The following is a 19,538-nucleotide window of genomic DNA, read 5'->3' as shown; positions in this document are numbered from 1 at the left end:
AGTAAGTACACATTATACATATTTGCAGAAACCCCTTTTTTAATAATTTGAATGGAAAGTAATAAGCCGAATCCGGAGGAGATAACAAGTAAGATAGTTGAAGCTGAGAATTTATTGGAAGTGGAGGAGGAGTTTCACCACCTTAATAATCCTGCAGATGGCATAAAACCTATCATTAAGAAATACCTGGGCATACCCAACCATGCAGATCAAATAGGAAATAAATTTTTCTTTTCTGATGGTGATGCCAAGGTTGAAGTAGTTGTAGTGACCGATGAGATCATCCGGGTGAGGCTTGCCCCGCACAGTGTATTTTTGGAAGAATTTTCATACGCGGTTCCCAAACTGGAACATAAAGCGGCAGCATTTACCCTATATGAGGATGCCAGTGAATTTCGCGTTGCCACTAAATCGATAAACTGTCATATCCGCAAAAAAGATTTCTTTATCTCTTTTTCTGATTGCAACAATCACATTACCAGTGCAGATGCAGTGCCTATGCACTGGGAAGAGAATGTGCAATTTGGTGGTTACTACGTTTTTTGTACCAAAACCTGCGGGCCCGACGAAAGCTTTTTTGGCTTGGGCGATAAGCCAACCGAGCTTAACCTGCGCGGTAAAAGACTAAAGAACTGGAACACTGATGCCTACTCTTTTGCCTGGAACCAGGATCCGCTGTACCGGAGCATTCCTTTTTACATCAGTGTAAATGAAGGCATAGCGCACGGGATATTTTTTGATAATACATTTAAAGCGCAGTTTGATTTTGGTGCCGAGGATAAAACCAAAACCAGTTTTTGGGCCGATGGCGGCGAACTGCAATACTATTATATCCATGGTCCGCACATGATGGATGTGGTAAAAAGTTATCATATTTTAACAGGTACCCACCCAATGCCTCCGCTTTGGGCGCTTGGCTATCACCAGTGCCGCTGGAGCTATTATCCTGAGGCAAAGGTGAAGAAGATAACCAGGGGTTTTCGCGAAAATAAGATCCCCTGCGATGGTATCTACCTGGATATCGATTACATGGATGGCTACCGTTGCTTTACCTGGAACCGCAAATACTTCCCTGATCCAAAAAAAATGATCAGCGAATTGGCTGCCGATGGTTTTAAAACCGTTGTAATTATTGACCCCGGTATTCGTGTGGATGATAATTACGAGGTATTTAAACAAGGAAAAGAGAATAGATATTTTTGCCGCCGCAGCGACGACTATTTTATGGAGGGCCATGTTTGGCCGGGCCGTTGCCAGTTTCCGGATTTTACCAACCCCGAAGTTCGTGAATGGTGGGGTGGTTTGTTTGATGAGCTGGTACAAATGGGCGTGGCCGGTGTTTGGAACGATATGAACGAACCAGCCGTTTTTGGAGCTGGAACCTTCCCCGATGATGTACGCCACCAATATGATGGGCATCGCGGATCGCACCGGAAGGCACACAATGTTTATGGTATGCAAATGGTACGCTCAACCTACGAAGGTTTGCGCAAGATCATGAAAAATAAACGCCCGTTCACTATTACAAGGGCAGGCTACTCTGGCGTACAGCGTTTCTCATCCGTTTGGACGGGTGATAACGTTGCCTCATGGGAGCATTTAAAATTGGGTAATATTCAATGTCAGCGTTTATCAGTATCGGGTATCTCTTTTTGCGGTACCGATATAGGTGGCTTTAGCGGCGAGCCCGATGGTGAGTTGTTTACCCGCTGGATACAGATGGGCACTTTTTCACCGTTCATGCGCGCGCATTCTGCTGGTGATACCAAAGAGCGTGAACCATGGAGCTTTGGCGAGCCTTTTACAGCTATCAACCGTAAATTTATTGAGCTGCGTTACCGCTTAATCCCTTATTTATACTCTACTTTCTGGGAGCACCACCGTTACGGATTCCCTATTTTAAGGCCGATTGTGATGCATGAGCAGGATTTGCTGTTGAATCATTTTCGCCAGGATGAATTTACTTATGGGGATAAAATACTGGTTTGCCCAGTGATGGAGCCAGGTCAGTTAAAACGGAACGTTTACCTGCCAAAAGGCAAATGGTTTAACTTTTGGACGTTTGAAGTACTTGATGGCGGTAAGGAAGTAACGGTTGATACGCCGTTGGAGACTATACCATTATTTGTTAAAGCCGGCTCGGTAATACCAGAATACCCGGTAATGCAATACATTGGCGAAAAGGAAATTGAAGAAGTAAAACTGAATATCTATTACACTGATTACGAAGTTAACTCCTTCCTGTTTGAAGATTACGGCGAAACTTTTGCCTACGAGCAGGATATTTACCTGGAGAAAAAATTTGTAGTAAATGGTGGCTCAAGAACGCTTACCATTAGCCAAAGTATGGAGGGGTTATATACGCCACGATATGAAGGCTATCATCTTAACATCATCGGCTTGCCGTTTAAACCCGGCAGAATTGTAGCCGACGGTAAATTGGTAAAAGATTTTTATATCAACAGCGATGGAACAGTTGAGTTCAAGTTCAGTAAAAACTTTAAACACATAGAAATAATAAAATAATTTAAAGGCCTCAATAAAATGAGGCCTTTTTTATTGAGCTTAAAAGGAAAGTCGAGATTTTTAAATAAATTCTTAAATCTTGCATAATCCTTTAATCGTGTATAAATCCTGTTATATTTGATTACATAAACCAAAACTCAATCCTGTTATTTGGGTTATTCTTACAAGCCCCAACAGGTTATCTATATCATGGCCAAACAAACTAAGAAAACCGAAACCCCGTTACCGGAAGCAAAGCCAGTAAAAGAGAAGAAAACACCAAAGGCAAAAGCTACAGCAACACCTGTACCCGCGCCCGAAAAGGTTACAAAGGCAAAAGCCGTTAAGGTTGAGCCCGAAGCTTTGGCTGCTAAAGCCAAGAAAGCGGTTAAAGCGAAAGCTGCTCCTGCAGAAGAAGTTGTTGTGCCCAAACCAAAATCTGTAAAAGCAAAAGTTGCAGAAGCCGTACAGGCTGCTCCGCCTGTAATATTAAAGGCAGTGGAACCATATAGCAGGTTTACCGATTTTGATATTGGTTTATTTAAATCGGGTAAGCATTTTAAACTGTACGAGAAGCTTGGTTCGCACGTGGTGGAGTTTAATGGGGTTGTAGGAACCTATTTTGCAGTTTGGGCGCCAAATGCGCAGTATGTGGCGGTTATAGCTAATTTTAATGGCTGGAACAGGGGTTCGCATAGTTTAAATGCCCGTTGGGATGCATCGGGTATATGGGAAGGTTTTATCCCAAACATTGGTGTTGGCGAAACCTATAAATATTATATCAAATCATCAACAGGCGAAGACCTGGAAAAGGCCGATCCCTTTGCACTGCGCTGGGAAGTACCGCCAAGTACCGCATCTATAGTTGCCGATACTTTTTACGAATGGACAGACAGCGACTGGATGACTAATCGCCATCAACATAACGCAATAGATAAACCATATAGTGTTTACGAGGTGCATTTAGGCTCATGGGCGCGTAATATCGAAAGTCCGGATGAGTTTTTAACCTACACACAGCTGGCACATAAACTGGTGCCTTATGTTAAGGAAATGGGCTTTACGCATGTAGAGTTTATGCCGATTATGGAGCACCCGTACTATCCAAGCTGGGGATACCAGATCTCGGGCTATTTTGCAGCAGCTTCGCGCTACGGTTCGCCGCAGGAACTCATGTACCTGATTGAAGAATTTCATAAGGCAGAAATTGGTGTGATACTGGATTGGGTGCCTTCGCACTTCCCCGGTGATATTCATGCGCTTTATAAGTTTGATGGTACACACCTGTATGAGCATGCCGATGCACGTAAAGGCTTTCACCCCGATTGGAAATCATACATATTTAACTATGGGCGTAACGAGGTTAGGGCATTCCTGATCAGTAACGCGCTGTTTTGGCTGGATAGATACCATGCCGATGGTTTACGGGTAGACGCGGTTGCATCTATGCTTTACCTCGATTACTCGCGTAAACACGGCGAATGGGAAGCTAACATTTATGGCGGCAACGAAAACCTGGAAGCCATATCATTCCTAAAAGAATTTAACGAAGCTGTTTACAGTCATTTCCCATCAACCCAAACCATTGCCGAAGAATCTACATCGTTCACAGGCGTTAGTCGCCCGGTTTATTTAGGCGGATTGGGCTTTGGAATGAAATGGATGATGGGCTGGATGCACGATACCATTGATTATTTTGCACAGGACCCAATTCATCGTAAATATCACCATAACGAGATCACGTTTAGTACCATATACGCCTTTACAGAAAACTTTATGCTGCCTTTCTCTCATGATGAGGTGGTATATGGCAAGGGGAGCATGCTGCGTAAAATGCCGGGCGATGAGTGGCAGCAGTTTGCCAATCTGCGGTTGATGTATAGTTATATGTTTACCCATCCCGGTACAAAACTACTGTTCATGGGGGCCGAGTTTGGCCAGGGCGATGAGTGGAACTATAGCCAGTCGTTACAATGGCATGTGCTGCAGTATGCCAATCACCAGGGCATGTCAGAAACGGTAAAAACACTTAACCACTTATACCGCGATGAGCCTGCGCTTCATGAAAAGAGCTTTGATTTTACAGGTTTTGAATGGATAGATGGCGGCAATGCCAATGATTCCATACTGGTTTACGGCCGTATGGGGCACAACAGTAAGGACGATTTGGTGATCATCCTGAACATGACACCTGTACCGCGTTACAACTATCGCATAGGTGTACCCGGCGGTGGTAACTGGAAAGAGATCTTTAACTCTGATGCTCAGAATCTTTGGGGCAGCGGTCTTATTAATTACGATCCGGTAAAAGCTGATCCCGAAAAATGGCATGGCAAAGAGAATTCTATCCGTATTACTATACCTCCATTGGGTGCCACCATATTTAAAAGAGCGCCGGAAACGCCTGCTAAATATGAATTGAAGCGGTAATACTTAAAAAATAAATAAAACTATTTAACCATTTCATAAACCCTTACGTTTAAGGGGTGGTTAAATAGTTAATTATAGATTTACCTGCTTATGAATCCCAAATTTCGGAACCTGTTTTTAATAGGTGGAACTATTGCTTTGCTGATACTTATTATACAGGTTATTATGACATACCCATATATGAGTGCCGAAGGAATATTGTTAAATGCTATACCTGCATTGTTGCTTTACTACCTGGCTTATAAAACCTATCATGAGCATAAGGATGGGGAGTTAATGTGATTTTTTGGATTTTGAATAAAAGCTAAATTTGTTTTATGAACGAATTGAATAATTATAACGGGGATAAGCAGCCCGAAATTTATCCTGACTATGTAATTAAAGGTGTAAAAGATTCTTTGAAGCAAGCGGAGAAAGGGTTGTTAACCCCATTCACAAATATCAAGGCAATGCTTAACCTCGAACAAGATCAAAATTCAAATCCTCAATCCAAATAAATGTTTAACCTGATCGTATTTGGCGTTATAGCCATGGTGATGCTTTTATTGGGCTACCAGATAAAGTATAAAAAGAAGGCCAACCTCATATCCGGCTTTAATGAAGACCTGGTTACCGATGTTGATGGCCTGTGCAATTGGGTAGGTGGGCTGATGCTCATCAACGCCGCGATAGCCCTTTCTACCGGTATTTTAATGGCCTATTTCCCCGCAAAAATGGATCTCGTGCTCATATTTTTTGTTTTGGGGATAGTAATTACTTGTGTATTCGCGGTTGTGGGTACACGTAAGTTTAAAAGAAAATAGCTATTAATATCAAGCCGGTTAGCTGCGTCCGCCTGCCCGTTTATGCACATCATTTGTAACGTATCCGTACAGTAGCGTAAATGCAAAATCGATATAAGGTGTTGAATGCCAATTAATTAAATTTTAGGCATGTAATTGGTTGTCTTTCAGGTATAAACGTAATTGTTATGCTTAAAAATTACCTGTTGGTTGCTTTTAGAAACTTATCTAAAAACAAAGCCTTCTCGTTCATCAACATCGTTGGCTTGGCTATTGGCATGGCAGCATGCCTGCTTATTTTGCAATATGTAAGTTATGAATTGAGTTTCGATAATTTCCACGTTAAAAAAGATCGCGTATACCGCATAAACCAGGATAGGTATAATAATGGTAAACTAAGTACCCAATGGGCAGGCGGAGCCTTTGCACCGGGCAGCGCATTCAAAAACGCTTTACCCGAGATAGAAGATTTTGTAAAAATAGTAGGCGCGGGGCAGGCCCTGGCCAATTACAAAGATCAGAAGATGGTGATCAAAAACGATTACTATGCGGGCGCGTCCTTCTTTAATATCTTTTCGTTCCCGTTAATTAGCGGCGACCCCAAAACTGCGTTAAAAGAACCAAACACCGCGGTAATATCAGAAGAAATGGCCCACAAGCTTTTTCATAACACAGATCCTGTTGGGCAAACACTGTATCTTAATACCGATAAACCCATGAAAATTACCGGTGTTATGAAAAAAATACCAGCTAATACCCACTTTAAATTCGACTTTTTACAATCATACAGTACCCTTTTAAAGGAGAATCCACCTAATAAAGATTTTAACCTGGATGATGCCTGGCTCAATGATGGCTGTACAACCTACCTCTTGCTTAAGCAAGGTGTAGACCCAAAAACGTTGGAGGCTAAGTTTGTGCCGGTGGTAAAAAAAGTATATGACAAGTACAAAAGCGCAGGCGAAGGAGGAGTATATACTTTACAACCTGTACAAAGCATTCACCTGTACTCCAACCGGATGTTGGAGTTTCAACCCAATGGTGATGGCAAATCTGTTTATTTACTATTGGGCATAGCCATATTTGTCATCGTTATCGCCTGGATCAATTACATCAACCTGGCAACGGCTCGCGGCATTGGCAGGGCCAAAGAGGTGGGTGTGCGTAAAACTTTAGGTTCGGCAAAGGCGCAATTGGTGATGCAATTTATGCTGGAGGCTATGCTGCTCAACGGGCTGGCTATAGTTGCCGCCATTTTGCTTATTGTTATCTGCCTTCCGGTTTTTGCCAATATATCGGGCCTGCAAATGGGTTTTGTTTTGTTTAACGAGCCTGCTTTTTGGGTGGCGGTTTTGAGCATATTCCTCCTCGGTTCGTTCTTCTCCGGCTTCTATCCTGCTATTGTGTTATCTGGTTTCAGGCCGGTAGAGGTGATGAAAGGGAAAATATCGGCATCTCCCAAAGGTATTATTTTGCGTAAAAGCATGGTAGTATTCCAGTTTGCCGCATCTATATTTTTGTTGATCGGCTCGCTCACCGTTTTTAAACAGTTGCAATTTATGCAGAGCCAGAAGCTGGGCTTAAAGATTGACCAGACATTGGTAATTAAAGCGCCATTGGTTAAAGTAGATTCCTTTTACCGCAGCATGAGCGCCTTTAAACAGGAAGGCCTGGCACAATCAACGGTTAAAAATATAACCGTCTCTACATCTATCCCCGGCGAACCCGTATTTTGGAACGCGGGCGGTATTAAACTGGTAGGGGCCGACCAAACCAAGGGTAAGCAATACCGCATCATCGGCACCGATTATGATTACCTTAACGGCTATGATATTAAATTGCTGGCCGGCAGAAAGTTCTCTAAAGATTATGGTGATGAGCCGCACAGCGTGGTACTCAATAAAAAGGCTACCGAACAAATGGGTTTTAATAAACCAGATGAAGCCATAGGTAAACGCATTGATTTTTGGGGACAGGTTTACACCATAGTTGGCGTGGCCGATAATTTTCACCAGCAATCTTTGCGGGATACTTATGATGCGCTGATATTCAGATGTATCCCGGATGTAAGGGGGTACGTATCGGTAAAAATAAATTCCAGTAATATTACCCAAACTGTTGCCGGGCTAAAGCAAACATGGTCTGCCTTTTTTCCCGGCGATCAGTTCGATTATTTCTTTTTAGATCAGTATTTTAATGAGCAATACAAAGCCGACCAGCGCTTTGGGCAGGTGTTTGGTGTGTTTACCGGCATAGCCATTTTTGTGGCCTGCCTTGGCTTATTTGGGCTGGTATCCTATACCATAGTGCAGCGCACCAAGGAGATTGGTATCCGCAAGGTATTGGGAGCTACGGTAAACAATATATTAACCCTGCTTTATAGAGATTTTGCCTTACTGGTTATAGTATCATTTGTAGTATCGGCGCCGCTTGCCTGGTATGCCATATCCAAATGGTTACAAACGTATGCCTTCCGGGTTGATATTAATCCCTTGCTGTTTTGCATTCCGTTTTTGGTAGTGATGGTTATTGCCTTTGCCACAGTTTCATTTTTAAGCATAAAGGCCGCGCTGATGAACCCGGTGAAAAGTTTAAAAACAGAGTAAATTAATCAAAGGGGCTTTCTGCGGATGGGTATGTCGGCCGTATGTCTTGTTTTTAGTGTTATATCTCCATTGCCTATTTATTTTGTTATTTTGTGGCATGCCAGTTTTAACAGCTCCTGATAAATCCGTTTTGCGAACCTATCCATTGCTGCAAAGTGATGGTGAGTCGGCCTCAATGATTGAGGTGCGGGCGGCCGAAACCGGCTGTGGCGAGTTTAAACTCGATCCGGCATTTTTAATCCCTCACCGTAAAGATTATTACCTGTTTGTGCTGGTAAAGAAAGGCAATAATCGTCATTGGGTCGATTTTATGCCCTACACCATAAAGCCCGATACTTTTTATTTTACAGTACCACAGCAGGTGCATCTTAAAGAACACTCGGGCCCCATGGAAGGTCTGTTTGCCAGCTTTACCGACGAGTTTTTGCAACTGGAGGAGAACCGCATGCTAAAACAGCTGCCCATTATCCAGAACCCCGCCGGCGCACATGAGCTTTTACTCAGCCCACAGGACGTGGCTTTTGTTGAAGACGTAATGATCAAAATGCTGGCTGAATTTAATACCGATGGCAGCTGGCGCAACCATATGCTTACATCGTGGTTGCGTGTATTGGTAATATACCTCAGCAGGTTGTATACTGAGCAGTTTAGTGAAACCTGCTTTACCCTAAACTATTGCCTGCTTAAAAGCTTCCAGACGCTTATTGGCGAGCATTATGCCACCCAGCATGATGTTACAGCCTACGCCGAAAAACTCAACATAACACCCGGTCACCTTACCGAAGTTATTAAACAGCAAAGCGGTAAAACCGCCATTACCCATATTCATGAGCGCCTCATTGTGGAGGCCAAACGCAGGCTATTGCATACCGATCTGTCGGTTAAGCAAATTGCCGATGAACTTGGTTTTGAGGATGCCGCGTACTTTAACCGCTTTTTTAAACGCCTTACAGATACCACGCCAATAAACTACAGGCAGCAAATCCGGGAAATGTACAGTTAATGCCCTGCTATGTGCAGTGGTATTAAAATGGCGCCGCCGTAGCTTTGCTTTATGAATAAACAAACAGTTTTAATAACCGGTGCCAATAAAGGCATTGGCTTCGAGACCGCCCGCCAGCTGGCCAGGGCAGGTTACCATATATTTTTAGGAGCACGTGATAAAACTAATGGCGATAAAGCCGTTGAACAGCTAAAAGCAGAAGGGTTTGCAGATGTGGAATTGCTGCTGATTGATGTTGCAGACGAACAATCGGTTCAGCAAGCGCATACCAACCTTGCCAAACGAATTGACCATTTAGATGTGCTGATCAATAATGCAGGCATTCCCGGCGCTTTCCCGCAGCCGGCAACCACCGTAAGCGACGACACCATGAAACAGGTTTTTGAAGTAAATTTCTTTGGCGTGATACGCACGGTAAGGAATTTTATCGACCTGCTTAAAAAAGCGGAAAACCCAAGGATAGTAAATGTAACCTCAGATTTGGGTTCGCTCACTTACCATAACGATCCGGACTGGGAGTATTATCACTTTAAATCGGCAGCGTATGGTCCATCAAAAACGGCTTTAAATGCCTACACCGTTGCGCTGGCTTTTGAATTGAAAGACCAGGTTAAAGTGAACATGGTTAACCCCGGCTACACCAATACCGAATTTAACGGCAACCAGGGCCCAAAACCGGTAGAGGACGGCGCAGCGCCAATTGTGGAATATGCTATGATTGATAAGGATGGCCCAACAGGCAAATATATCAGTGATAACGGCGAAACGCCCTGGTAGGTTTTTGGGAGCAAGGATTTTTGGACAAAGGAGCAAGGACTTTTGGACGAAAGACTAAAAGTTTTGTAATTGCGGGGTTTGAAATAGGAGGCTTTAAAAGTGAAATGACGTTAAAAAAGTTTGTCATCCTGAGGCACGAAGGATCTATTTGCGGACTGTACCGGGCAAAGAAGCATGGCGAATAATAGATCCTTCACTGCGTTCAGGATGACAAAAAGTTTTTTGCGAACATGTCATGGGTAGGTAGGATCGACGCAATCTCCAAACTACGGAGGGTGGTGAGGCATGGCGCATACTCAGCATGGGGACCACAAAGGGTGGAGCCTTGCGGTAGCGGGGCGTGGTATTTCTACAAACAGGTAACACCTAACGGTGCAGGTATTTATTTTTTTGCCTCTGGCAGGTGTTTTCACTGCACAAGCCTGAGGTCTGGATATCGCATCTAATAACCCGATTACAACTGTAACAATTTTACAGGATAACGGCAGCTGTTATGGCCTTTTGGAAAACGAAATCATCAACCAATGGTGAAAATATCAATCACAAATTGCGTAAGTAATATTTTAGATTAATTTTTTTTCTTTTTGAGAGAATAAATTATATAGTTTTGCGAGCGTTCTGCGGGCCGAATAGGCCTGCAGGGCAACACTATCTAATCTACAAACATATCAACTATGAAAAAAACACTTCCATTTTTATCCTTACTTGCGGTTATGGCTATGGCAGGCTGTAGTAAAAAAAACAACGTAACACCGGTAACCAGCCACCAGGTTACCTTCAGTACAAATGCAAGCGGCTACAAAACCGTGATAAGCCTTCAGGCAAAAGGAACTGCTGCGGAGGATGCTAAAGTATTAACATCGGCAACCAATACCGGTACCAGTTTTGCTTATAACACCACCATCACCACCGGCGATCATTTGCTTATCAGCATCACCCCCGATGGCGCTAAAGATGTGTATCATTATCAAATTGACGATAATGCTGCAAAAGCCGATGGCGGCGACGTAAGCGTGGCAGCAGGCACATCATTAGTGCTACATTACCCTAAAAACTAATTTGCTGTATTTCACCGCCCTTGAATAAAAAAGGGAGGCTATCCCAAAAACAAACAAGGCCGCCTTTGGGTGGCCTTGTTTGTTTTTGGGATAGCCTTATCAACACTTGCTATACATTCGGGTTTTGCAAACTACAGGCATAGTCGTTCGAAGTCGGAGACATTCGAACAGCGAAACACTTCGGAGAGCGGGGTAAAGACGGAATTAATATTTATTTAATGCACTCATATCAATCCCATTGCGAGGAACGAAGCAATCGCAGGCTTTACAGAGCAGCTTTACACAGTTCGCGATTGCCGCGCTGCGCTCGCAATGACATAGTGAAAGTAATTGAGTGTTAATTTTATTTAATGCACTTCATATCCATGTCAATTGGAACGAAGCAATCGCAGGCTTTACAGAGCAGCTTTACACAGTTCGCGATTGCCGTGCTGCGCCCGCAATAACATAGTGGAGAAGCAATATTTTACATACCAAAAAGCCCCGGCTAATGCCAGGGCTTTTTGGTATAAATTAAGATTGATGATCTGGGATTAGATTTTGCCTAATTCCTGAACAAGGTCGATCAGTTTGTTTGAATAACCCCATTCGTTATCGTACCATGATACTACTTTTACAAAGTGATCGTTCAGGCCGATACCTGCTTTTGCATCAAAAATTGATGTGCGTGCGTCGCCTTTAAAGTCTTCAGATACTACGTCATCTTCAGTGTAGCCAAGAATGCCTTTTAATTCACCTTCAGAAGCTGCTTTCATAGCTGCTTTGATGGCATCATATGAAGCACCTTTTTTCAAACGTACAGTTAAATCAACAACAGATACGTCGGCAACAGGAACACGTAAAGACATACCGGTTAATTTACCTTTTAACTGAGGTAAAACTAAACCAACTGCTTTAGCAGCACCTGTTGATGAAGGGATGATGTTTTGGTAAGCGCCACGGCCACCCCTCCAGTCTTTTGCAGACGGGCTATCAACGGTTTTTTGAGTAGCTGTAACAGCGTGTACAGTAGTCATCAAACCTTCTTCGATACCAAAGTTATCATCCAATACCTTAGCGATAGGAGCTAAACAGTTGGTAGTACATGAAGCGTTTGAAACGATAGTTTGATCTGCTTTTAATTCTTTATGGTTAACACCCATTACAAAAGTAGGGGTATCATCTTTAGCTGGCGCGCTCATTACTACTTTTTTAGCACCGGCATCAATATGTTTTTGAGCAGATTCCTGAGTTAAGAATAAGCCAGTTGATTCGATGATCACTTCGGCACCTACTTCGCCCCATTTAAGGTTAGCAGGGTCCTTTTCAGCAGTAACACGGATGGTTTTACCGTTTACAACCAAATGTCCGCCTTCAACAGCAATAGTGCCTTTGAATGCTCCGTGAGTTGAATCATATTTCAACATGTAAGCCATGTAATCTGGCTCAACCAGGTCATTAATACCAACAACTTCAATATCGGATCTTTCAATTGCGGCCCTGAATGCCAGACGGCCAATACGGCCGAAACCGTTAATTCCTATTTTCATGATTTTTTTAATTTTTATTAGAATAGTAGGTTAATAAATTATTTATGGGTTCTTTTATAATGTTTGCAATTTGAAGGTTAGCCTCGGCAGCGCTCTCATATAAAAGTTCCTGAAAGTTGGCAGCAACCGTGCCCACAAAATGGATGGAGGCTTCTGGATGTTGCTTACTCAAAGGTACTAAATATGTGGAAATTAGCGTGCTAAATCCTTTTTTTATGACACCCTGTAGATGGTTGTCCAATTTGTTCTCGATGTAAAATTCGGTAAATGAGCTGAGGAATAATGCCGGTTGTTTTTGACGATAAACCTTCTCTAAAAGCGTTTTTCTATCGGCATCATATTTATGGATGAATTTTTTGCGGATGTTTGGCGGTAGGGTTTGGTTCATGAAACCTTTAATAAGCTGCCGGCCCAGCCAGTTACCGCTTCCTTCATCGGCCAGTATATAACCAAGGCCATAATTATTCGGTGCAACTTTTTTACCATCGTACCAGCCGGCGTTTGAGCCGCTGCCGCAAATGCTCACAATGCCCGGCGAATTTTTGCAACAGGCGATGGCCGCGGCGGTAATATCATGCTCAACAGTTACCTTACCAAACTTGAAAAATGCTGACAGGGCGTTATGGATCACCTGCTTGCGTTCATTAGATGAGGCACCAGCGCCAAAAAAATAGATGCGTTTTATTTGTTCGGCGTGGTGTATAAGGTTGATGTTTTTGTTGAGGAGCTGCAGTATGTGCTTTTCGTCGTTAAAATAGGGATTGATGCCATTGGTTTTAAAGGAAGCAATAGTTCTTCCTTTATCGGCCAGGCGCCAATGTGCAAAATACGATCCGCTATATACTACTGCAATCATTAATTATATCGATAATATATCTGCCATAAGTAAAAGATCTGGTTCCAGTTTAAACTCATGATGGTTAAGTGCTTCCTCTAAAGTGGTGAGCACAATGTTATTGGCTTGCAAACCTACCATTTTTTGTGATTCTCCCGCTATCAAAGCGTTAACTGCTGCAAAACCTAAACGGCTGCCCAAAATACGGTCAAAACTGGATGGGCTGCCGCCTCTTTGCAAGTGGCCTAATATAGTTACTTTAATGTCGTAGTTTTTAACTTCTTTTTGCACCGCTTTGGCTACGTCATAAACGCCGCCATTTTTATCACCTTCGGCCACAATAACAATGCTTGATGATTTTTTATTCATATGTCCTTCCTTCAGGTTTTGAATAAGATCTTCAATAGCGGTTTGTTTTTCGGGCAGTAAAATGGCTTCGGCACCGCATGAAATTCCGGCACGCAGGGCGATAGCGCCAGAGTCGCGACCCATCACTTCAATAAAAAACAGGCGGTCATGCGCATCGGCAGTATCGCGTATTTTGTCAATAGCTTGTATAACAGTATTGGTAGCGGTATCAAAACCCAGGGTATAGGTTGAGCCGCAAAGGTCGTTATCAATAGTGCCGGGAACGCCCATTACGGCTATATCCGGATATTTTCTTGAAAAGCGCAGGGCACCGGTAAAAGTACCATCGCCACCAATTACCACCAAGGCATCAATACCATGCTCTTTTAAATGCTTGTAAGCCGTGGCCATACCTTCATCTTCTTTAAAGGGCAAACAGCGGGCTGTTTTTAAAATGGTACCTCCTAAATTCAATATATTACTTACCGAGCGTTTGTTCATGTCGTACATGTCGTTCTCAATAAGTCCTTTATAACCTTGTCTTACACCTACAACCTCAAGGCCGTTATATATAGCTGTTCTTACAACCGCACGGATACATGGGTTCATACCGGGGGCATCACCACCAGAAGTTAAAACAGCAAGTTTTGAAATTTTATGCATTTTTACACCACTAAATTTGTGCTACGAAGATACAGTGTGTAAATTACACCATTAAATTTATTTGTTTTTTTTTAGATTAGAAATTAAGGACCTATATTTAAACCATTAACTTAAATCTCAACAACTATTTTGGAAGTAATGCTACCTAAGTTCGATTCCGTATTCTCTATAGACTGCGTAATTTTTGGTTTTGAAGCCGGCGAACTTAAGATTTTATTGATAGAGCGAAACGAAGAACCATATAAAGACTGGTTTGCGCTACCTGGCTATATAGTTGAGCAGGATGAGAGTATAGATGACGCGGCAGAACGTATTTTATATGAACTTACCGGCCTGCGCGATTTGCACATGCAGCAGTTTCATACTTTTGGTGAGGTGAACAGGCACCCGCAGGGACGCGTGATCACGGTGGCTTATTACGCGCTTATCCGTATTAACGGGCAAAAAGAACTGCGCCCCGTAACCCAATTTGCAAAGAAAGCTATCTGGCACCCGGTTAATGATTTGCCAAAACTGGCCTTTGATCACAGCGAGATTTTCAATACCGGCTTTAACAAAATCCGCAGGAGGTTGCACTATCAGCCGATAGCCTTTGAATTACTGCCAGAAAAATTTACACTAACCCAACTGCAATCGCTTTACGAGGCGGTGCTTAATAAAAAGCTGGATAAAAGAAATTTCCGTAAAAAGATGCTCAGCTACGGCTTTTTAAAAGAGCTGGACGAAAAGCAAAAAGGCGTATCATACCGCGCCGCAAAACTTTACAAGTTTGATAAACGCAAATACGGCAAGATTTTTCAGGGCGAAATGAATTTGGGATAGGAGGAGAGAGTCAAGAATCGAGAGTCAAGAGTCAAGACAGCTGCACTTAGCAGGGTTAATATAAAACGGGTTGGAATTATTTCCGGCTCGTTTCTTTTTTGCTTTTTGGTAACTCTATTTAATATAAAAGGGCTGGAAGTTTTACCTCCAACCCTTTTTATTTTGTCTTGATTCCTGACTCTTAATTCTTGAGTCCCGCAGCTACAAAGAGCTTGGCGATAACTCTAAATGGTATTTTACCAGGTTATCTATAGGTGAGCGGATGATGTTACCTACAACCATTCCGTTTTCGGTAACTACTTCTTCCAGTACGTTACGGAAATTGTAACCAACAGAACCTATGCAGTTAAAAGTATATTTCTGATAATCAGGATAATGTGTAACCAGGTTGCGGAAGAAATCCTCAAACGAGGTACGTACCAGGTTGCGTGAGTATTCTATATGCACGTTGTTATCATAAACAAACTTGCTGAAACTCGCGCAAAAGCGGTTTGCACGTGGCTGGGTATAAACCTGCTCGTTGATATCATCGGGCGTAAGTTTAAAGGTTTCCCAAAACAGGTTACGTACCGGCTCGGGCATATAACCGCGTAAATAATCAACCAGTAATTTTTTGCCGATGTAGCAGCCGCTGCCTTCATCGCCAAGGATGTAAGCACCCGAATCGATGTTTTGAACAACATCCTTACCATCGTAGAGACAGGTATTTGTACCGGTGCCCAATATAGCTGCAAAGCCTTCGGTGTTACCCAAAAGGGCACGTGCCGCCGCCAACAGGTCATGGCCAATATACACCTTTGATTTGGTGAAAACCGCTTCCATAGCTTCTTTCACAATGTTACGCATATCGGGCGTTGAACAACCCGCGCCGTAGTAATTAACTTCGGTTATTTCATCTTTCTCAAGATCGGTAGGCAAACTTTCGTTTAACGATTGTATGATGTACGCGGTGCTCGAAAAATAGGGATTGTAGCCCTCAGTGTTAAAATACACTTTTTTACCCTCTTCAGTAACCAGACACCAGTTTGTTTTAGTTGAGCCACCGTCAGCAATTATGATCATAAATTAAGTTTTTAAAAAAAAATTCGGTTAAAAGTAGGATTAACTTATTGTAAAAAAAACACTTTGTAATCTAAAAGATAAAAATTGCCATTTTCACCTCAAGAACAGTTTCTTTTTACACAAAATCTAACTTTAATGGCATAACGTATCATTATTAATAACGCTTTATTATAAAATTAGGGTATTATAATAAATGTAAAACTAACATATAATTAAGGATCAGGCCATTGAAGCAAGCTTTTCTGCAATTGTACGTAATGTTAAATAATTTAACAACACCTATTAACAATACTTGAATATAATTATGCTAAACCAATTTAGTTTACATAAAGGAAAGCGAATTTTTTGGCGAAATATGAACTGATTTAATAGCCGGAAAATTACTCTTCAACCAGCCCACCATAAATTCCGAGCCGGGTTCTTCACTGGCGATGTGCCCCAACACAATCAGCGATAAATTATCCCCCTTCGCACGGGCATCGCGCACATATTCTGCAGTTTCCCATTCCTGTATTTCGCCCACTATTAATACATCAGGCTTTATCTTACTGGCTTCACCTATCTGCCTTTTACCACCTGCCGCTCCGGGTAAAAATAATACCTTTTGGCAGCTTTGCGCCGGATCGCCGATGTATCTTAACATACCAATAGATAATTTTGTTTTAAGGTACGCAATCAATGAACTTAAGGTTGTAGTAGGCAGTACAAGTACGTTGCCCAACTCGGGTTTAAGATAAGCACCCCAGTTTAACTGCTTCAGCACTCCTGCACCAACACCATCAGGCTTTAGGCTGTGGATATAATCGTGGTTTCGCCATACGGCTATGTTATGTTCTTTAAGTAGTTGAGCTTTGTATTGGTATACATCGTCATTAGCCAGCCATTGGGTTTCATCGGCATGGTTATAAAAAGTAGGCTCATGGGCTATAATGAAATTGGCGTTTAAAGCTATGGCCTGTTTAATAACTTCAATGGTGGCAAACATGGTTGTAATGATCCCGGTAACTTTAATGTCCCTGCTGCCGCTTTTAAGTGTATCAACAGTTGAGGGGAAAGGTGCGCCTGCAATTTGACCAATAAATTTATCGATGATCTGCCCTACAGTAACATCATCATTTACCTCAAAGAAACTGGCAGCGTTCCCGGCAAAGGGCATGGTTAAAAAAGCGGTGGCTGCTGTCACTTTGCTTAGGTTGAAAATAAATTTGCGCCTGTTATGGTTCTCAGTTAAAGGAAAAAGATCTTTTGTAGGGTTCATAATGGTTGATTGGGTAGATCAAATATAAAGAATAGGGGGGAATTGGTTTCTGATTATAGAAGATTGTTTAAAATCCATAGTTTGTGAACTATAAAACAATGAATTAACTTGAATGATATATTTATAATGACTGTGTCCTTTTTACACATAGGGGTTGCAGTATTTAGTAAAGTGCCCTATATTTGCCCCCTCATAAGGTAAGTGGTTCACACTTATTAATTGTGATAAGGTTTAGGTTTAAAGCCCCAAGCAGCGAGTGCGAGGGGCTTTTATTTTGAACCTGATTTTTTGATTGGCGGGCTGGCATGACAGTTTTTTTATTGACTTTTTAATGTAGCCGGGTAATTGAAATAAAAAACTTATTCACTACTTGGAGAAATTCATAACCATTTGTCAATAATTTCGTATTAGTTACAAATCACAAATTGATATGAATTTTATAATTGCGTTTGGGGCAATTTTGCTCTCGCTTGGTATTTTTTTGATAGTAGCAATACTATTCTTCAGTCTCTTAAAATACATTAAAAAGAAGTATTACCCTAACTGGAAATTTCCCGACTATATAAGTGTTGGATATGCCGAATATCTGTACAAAAAGTATATAAAAAGGGAGCGTCTGTAATCATTAAAAAAAATTGATTGATATTTAACCATAATTTTGCATCTTTGCACCGCGAAAAATACGATGGTTTCCTTAATAGTGCTATTGTTTAAAACGCAGATGGTCCCATAGCTCAGCTGGATAGAGCAACAGATTTCTAATCTGTAGGTCTTAGGTTCGAATCCTAATGGGATCACAAAGAAACCTCTCTATTTAACATAGAGAGGTTTCTTTATTAAAAATTGTGCGGAAATTGTGCGGAAAATTCATTTTGCACATTTCATACCTAAATCATGAATGGTAAATTTTCCAATGGAAAGGGGTATTCTGGTATGCCTCAAACGAAGTATAATGCTCCAAAGGCTGTCGATCACGCGCAAATAATGTCAAGTCCTAAAACAATAACGTTATTTGATAAAATTATTCCAGGTAGAGAGTTCGAAAGTCTTTTAGCTGCCTTTAAGCCCGGCAGTGCTGTTAATATCGATATTGCAACTGAAATACGCCGGGCGATATCAGAGGTTGAAAAAATTAGAGGTAGGCCCCTGATTTGTTATGTTGCAAATGTTGTTAGTAGTAAAATTAAGGCACCTACTGGGATCGATAATAACGACGATTTGCCATTTGCTGAAATGATTTCTATGATACCTGCAGAAATAAGGGAGGTAGATATCTTATTGGTAACGCCAGGGGGATCTGGGGAGCAAATAGGAAAGTTTGTTAATAAACTTAGGCCTAGGTTTGATTATGTTGGTTTTATATTACCCAATATGGCCATGAGTGCTGGAACCATTTTTGTCACTTCTGGGGATGAGATTATCATGGATAGCAGAGCGTACATTGGTCCGATTGATCCTCAAGTTCCTAATAGAGAAGGCAGGTTCATACCCGCCCAATCAATATTGACGTTAATAAAAGATATACAGGATCGAGGGCAGGAGAAAATCGATAAAGGAAAAAATCCAGATTGGACGGATATGCAAATATTAAATAGGATTGATGCCAGGGACATAGGCAGCGCTAAAAACGGTAGCCAATACTCGATTGAACTTGTTACAAAGTATTTGATTGATTATAAGTTTAAATCATGGACTAACCACTCTACCACCGGATTGCCAGTAACTCCAATTGAAAAACAAGCCAAGGCCAAAGAGATTGCAAATTTATTGTGTGATCACGGTGAGTGGAAAACTCATAGCAGAGGGATTACAAGGGAATCAGCATGGACAGATTGCAAACTTAAAATTACAAATTTAGAA

16 protein-coding genes and 1 tRNA gene are annotated in these 19,538 nt (G+C 41.9%); 12 read left to right on the top strand and 5 right to left on the bottom strand.

Annotated features, from left to right (window positions below):
* Positions 1 to 51: 51 nt before the first annotated feature.
* The 8 genes from Q0R88_RS06670 (at position 52) to Q0R88_RS06635 (ending at position 11,161) form a co-directional block, all read left to right on the top strand.
* Complete coding sequence (locus tag Q0R88_RS06670; protein ID WP_295714031.1) at positions 52 to 2,526, top strand: glycoside hydrolase family 31 protein; 2,475 nt, start codon at positions 52 to 54, stop codon at positions 2,524 to 2,526.
* A gap of 189 nt (positions 2,527 to 2,715) precedes the next feature.
* Complete coding sequence (gene glgB, locus Q0R88_RS06665) at positions 2,716 to 4,935, top strand: 1,4-alpha-glucan branching protein GlgB (protein ID WP_295714028.1); 2,220 nt, start codon at positions 2,716 to 2,718, stop codon at positions 4,933 to 4,935.
* Positions 4,936 to 5,025: 90 nt separating this feature from the next.
* Positions 5,026 to 5,217: a hypothetical protein gene (locus tag Q0R88_RS06660; RefSeq protein ID WP_295714026.1), complete on the top strand. Its 192-nt coding sequence runs from the start codon at positions 5,026 to 5,028 to the stop codon at positions 5,215 to 5,217.
* Positions 5,218 to 5,432: 215 nt separating this feature from the next.
* The gene (locus tag Q0R88_RS06655; RefSeq protein WP_295714023.1) at positions 5,433 to 5,738 is read left to right on the top strand and encodes a DUF3784 domain-containing protein; all 306 of its coding nucleotides are present in this window, start codon (positions 5,433 to 5,435) and stop codon (positions 5,736 to 5,738) included.
* 167 nt (positions 5,739 to 5,905) lie between these two features.
* Complete coding sequence (locus Q0R88_RS06650) at positions 5,906 to 8,323, top strand: ABC transporter permease (protein ID WP_295714020.1); 2,418 nt, start codon at positions 5,906 to 5,908, stop codon at positions 8,321 to 8,323.
* A gap of 97 nt (positions 8,324 to 8,420) precedes the next feature.
* Entirely contained in the window at positions 8,421 to 9,326 is a 906-nt protein-coding gene (locus tag Q0R88_RS06645) for a helix-turn-helix domain-containing protein (RefSeq protein WP_295714018.1), read from the top strand.
* A 51-nt stretch (positions 9,327 to 9,377) separates the two neighbouring features.
* The gene (locus Q0R88_RS06640) at positions 9,378 to 10,103 is read left to right on the top strand and encodes an SDR family oxidoreductase (protein ID WP_295714016.1); all 726 of its coding nucleotides are present in this window, start codon (positions 9,378 to 9,380) and stop codon (positions 10,101 to 10,103) included.
* A gap of 674 nt (positions 10,104 to 10,777) precedes the next feature.
* The gene (locus tag Q0R88_RS06635; protein WP_295714014.1) at positions 10,778 to 11,161 is read left to right on the top strand and encodes a hypothetical protein; all 384 of its coding nucleotides are present in this window, start codon (positions 10,778 to 10,780) and stop codon (positions 11,159 to 11,161) included.
* 533 nt (positions 11,162 to 11,694) lie between these two features.
* Here the strand turns inward: Q0R88_RS06635 and gap are convergent.
* Genes gap through pfkA form a run of 3 tightly spaced genes read right to left on the bottom strand, consistent with a single transcriptional unit; the run spans position 11,695 to position 14,536 of the window.
* On the bottom strand, positions 11,695 to 12,690 hold the full coding sequence (gene gap / locus Q0R88_RS06630) for a type I glyceraldehyde-3-phosphate dehydrogenase (protein WP_295714012.1): 996 nt from the start codon (positions 12,688 to 12,690) through the stop codon (positions 11,695 to 11,697).
* 7 nt (positions 12,691 to 12,697) lie between these two features.
* A complete protein-coding gene (locus Q0R88_RS06625; RefSeq protein ID WP_295714010.1) occupies positions 12,698 to 13,546 on the bottom strand; it encodes a hypothetical protein in 849 nt (282 codons plus the stop codon).
* A 3-nt stretch (positions 13,547 to 13,549) separates the two neighbouring features.
* On the bottom strand, positions 13,550 to 14,536 hold the full coding sequence (gene pfkA / locus Q0R88_RS06620) for a 6-phosphofructokinase (protein WP_295714008.1): 987 nt from the start codon (positions 14,534 to 14,536) through the stop codon (positions 13,550 to 13,552).
* A 138-nt stretch (positions 14,537 to 14,674) separates the two neighbouring features.
* Here pfkA and Q0R88_RS06615 point away from each other — a divergent pair, with 138 nt between their 5' ends.
* Positions 14,675 to 15,358 (top strand): NUDIX domain-containing protein, encoded by a 684-nt coding sequence (locus Q0R88_RS06615; protein WP_295714006.1) that lies wholly within the window; start codon positions 14,675 to 14,677, stop codon positions 15,356 to 15,358.
* A 201-nt stretch (positions 15,359 to 15,559) separates the two neighbouring features.
* Here the strand turns inward: Q0R88_RS06615 and Q0R88_RS06610 are convergent, their stop codons facing one another.
* Together Q0R88_RS06610 and Q0R88_RS06605 are read right to left on the bottom strand one after the other, a co-directional pair.
* Complete coding sequence (locus Q0R88_RS06610) at positions 15,560 to 16,420, bottom strand: N-acetylglucosamine kinase (protein ID WP_295714004.1); 861 nt, start codon at positions 16,418 to 16,420, stop codon at positions 15,560 to 15,562.
* Positions 16,421 to 16,742: 322 nt separating this feature from the next.
* On the bottom strand, positions 16,743 to 17,678 hold the full coding sequence (locus Q0R88_RS06605) for a Nif3-like dinuclear metal center hexameric protein (RefSeq protein ID WP_295714002.1): 936 nt from the start codon (positions 17,676 to 17,678) through the stop codon (positions 16,743 to 16,745).
* Between the two features lie 430 nt (positions 17,679 to 18,108).
* On the opposite strand from Q0R88_RS06605, the gene Q0R88_RS06600 reads away from it, so the two are divergent.
* The 3 genes from Q0R88_RS06600 to Q0R88_RS06590 form a co-directional block, all read left to right on the top strand.
* Positions 18,109 to 18,300 (top strand): hypothetical protein, encoded by a 192-nt coding sequence (locus Q0R88_RS06600; RefSeq protein ID WP_295714000.1) that lies wholly within the window; start codon positions 18,109 to 18,111, stop codon positions 18,298 to 18,300.
* A 101-nt stretch (positions 18,301 to 18,401) separates the two neighbouring features.
* A tRNA-Arg gene (locus tag Q0R88_RS06595) sits at positions 18,402 to 18,475 on the top strand.
* A 97-nt stretch (positions 18,476 to 18,572) separates the two neighbouring features.
* On the top strand, positions 18,573 to 19,538 hold a 966-nt coding region (locus Q0R88_RS06590), incomplete at its 3' end, for a hypothetical protein (protein WP_295713998.1).

The organism is Mucilaginibacter sp. (assembly GCF_025362475.1).
In the GTDB taxonomy this organism is placed as follows: Bacteria; Bacteroidota; Bacteroidia; order Sphingobacteriales; family Sphingobacteriaceae; genus Mucilaginibacter.
The sequence above is the reverse complement of the archived record's forward strand: the minus strand, read 5'-3'. Positions and strand labels throughout refer to the sequence as shown.

What these genes read in the sequence shown, in the direction of transcription:
- Q0R88_RS06650 (WP_295714020.1), top strand. Translation starts at nt 5,906, where the DNA reads ATGCTTAAAAATTACCTGTTGGTTGCTTTTAGAAACTTATCTAAAAAC.
- Q0R88_RS06610 (WP_295714004.1), bottom strand. Translation starts at nt 16,420, where the DNA reads ATGATCATAATTGCTGACGGTGGCTCAACTAAAACAAACTGGTGTCTG.
- Q0R88_RS06640 (WP_295714016.1), top strand. Translation starts at nt 9,378, where the DNA reads ATGAATAAACAAACAGTTTTAATAACCGGTGCCAATAAAGGCATTGGC.
- Q0R88_RS06655 (WP_295714023.1), top strand. Translation starts at nt 5,433, where the DNA reads ATGTTTAACCTGATCGTATTTGGCGTTATAGCCATGGTGATGCTTTTA.
- Q0R88_RS06635 (WP_295714014.1), top strand. Translation starts at nt 10,778, where the DNA reads ATGAAAAAAACACTTCCATTTTTATCCTTACTTGCGGTTATGGCTATG.
- Q0R88_RS06660 (WP_295714026.1), top strand. Translation starts at nt 5,026, where the DNA reads ATGAATCCCAAATTTCGGAACCTGTTTTTAATAGGTGGAACTATTGCT.
- Q0R88_RS06645 (WP_295714018.1), top strand. Translation starts at nt 8,421, where the DNA reads ATGCCAGTTTTAACAGCTCCTGATAAATCCGTTTTGCGAACCTATCCA.
- Q0R88_RS06600 (WP_295714000.1), top strand. Translation starts at nt 18,109, where the DNA reads ATGAATTTTATAATTGCGTTTGGGGCAATTTTGCTCTCGCTTGGTATT.
- glgB (WP_295714028.1), top strand. Translation starts at nt 2,716, where the DNA reads ATGGCCAAACAAACTAAGAAAACCGAAACCCCGTTACCGGAAGCAAAG.
- Q0R88_RS06670 (WP_295714031.1), top strand. Translation starts at nt 52, where the DNA reads ATGGAAAGTAATAAGCCGAATCCGGAGGAGATAACAAGTAAGATAGTT.
- Q0R88_RS06605 (WP_295714002.1), bottom strand. Translation starts at nt 17,678, where the DNA reads ATGAACCCTACAAAAGATCTTTTTCCTTTAACTGAGAACCATAACAGG.
- pfkA (WP_295714008.1), bottom strand. Translation starts at nt 14,536, where the DNA reads ATGCATAAAATTTCAAAACTTGCTGTTTTAACTTCTGGTGGTGATGCC.
- Q0R88_RS06615 (WP_295714006.1), top strand. Translation starts at nt 14,675, where the DNA reads ATGCTACCTAAGTTCGATTCCGTATTCTCTATAGACTGCGTAATTTTT.
- Q0R88_RS06625 (WP_295714010.1), bottom strand. Translation starts at nt 13,546, where the DNA reads ATGATTGCAGTAGTATATAGCGGATCGTATTTTGCACATTGGCGCCTG.
- gap (WP_295714012.1), bottom strand. Translation starts at nt 12,690, where the DNA reads ATGAAAATAGGAATTAACGGTTTCGGCCGTATTGGCCGTCTGGCATTC.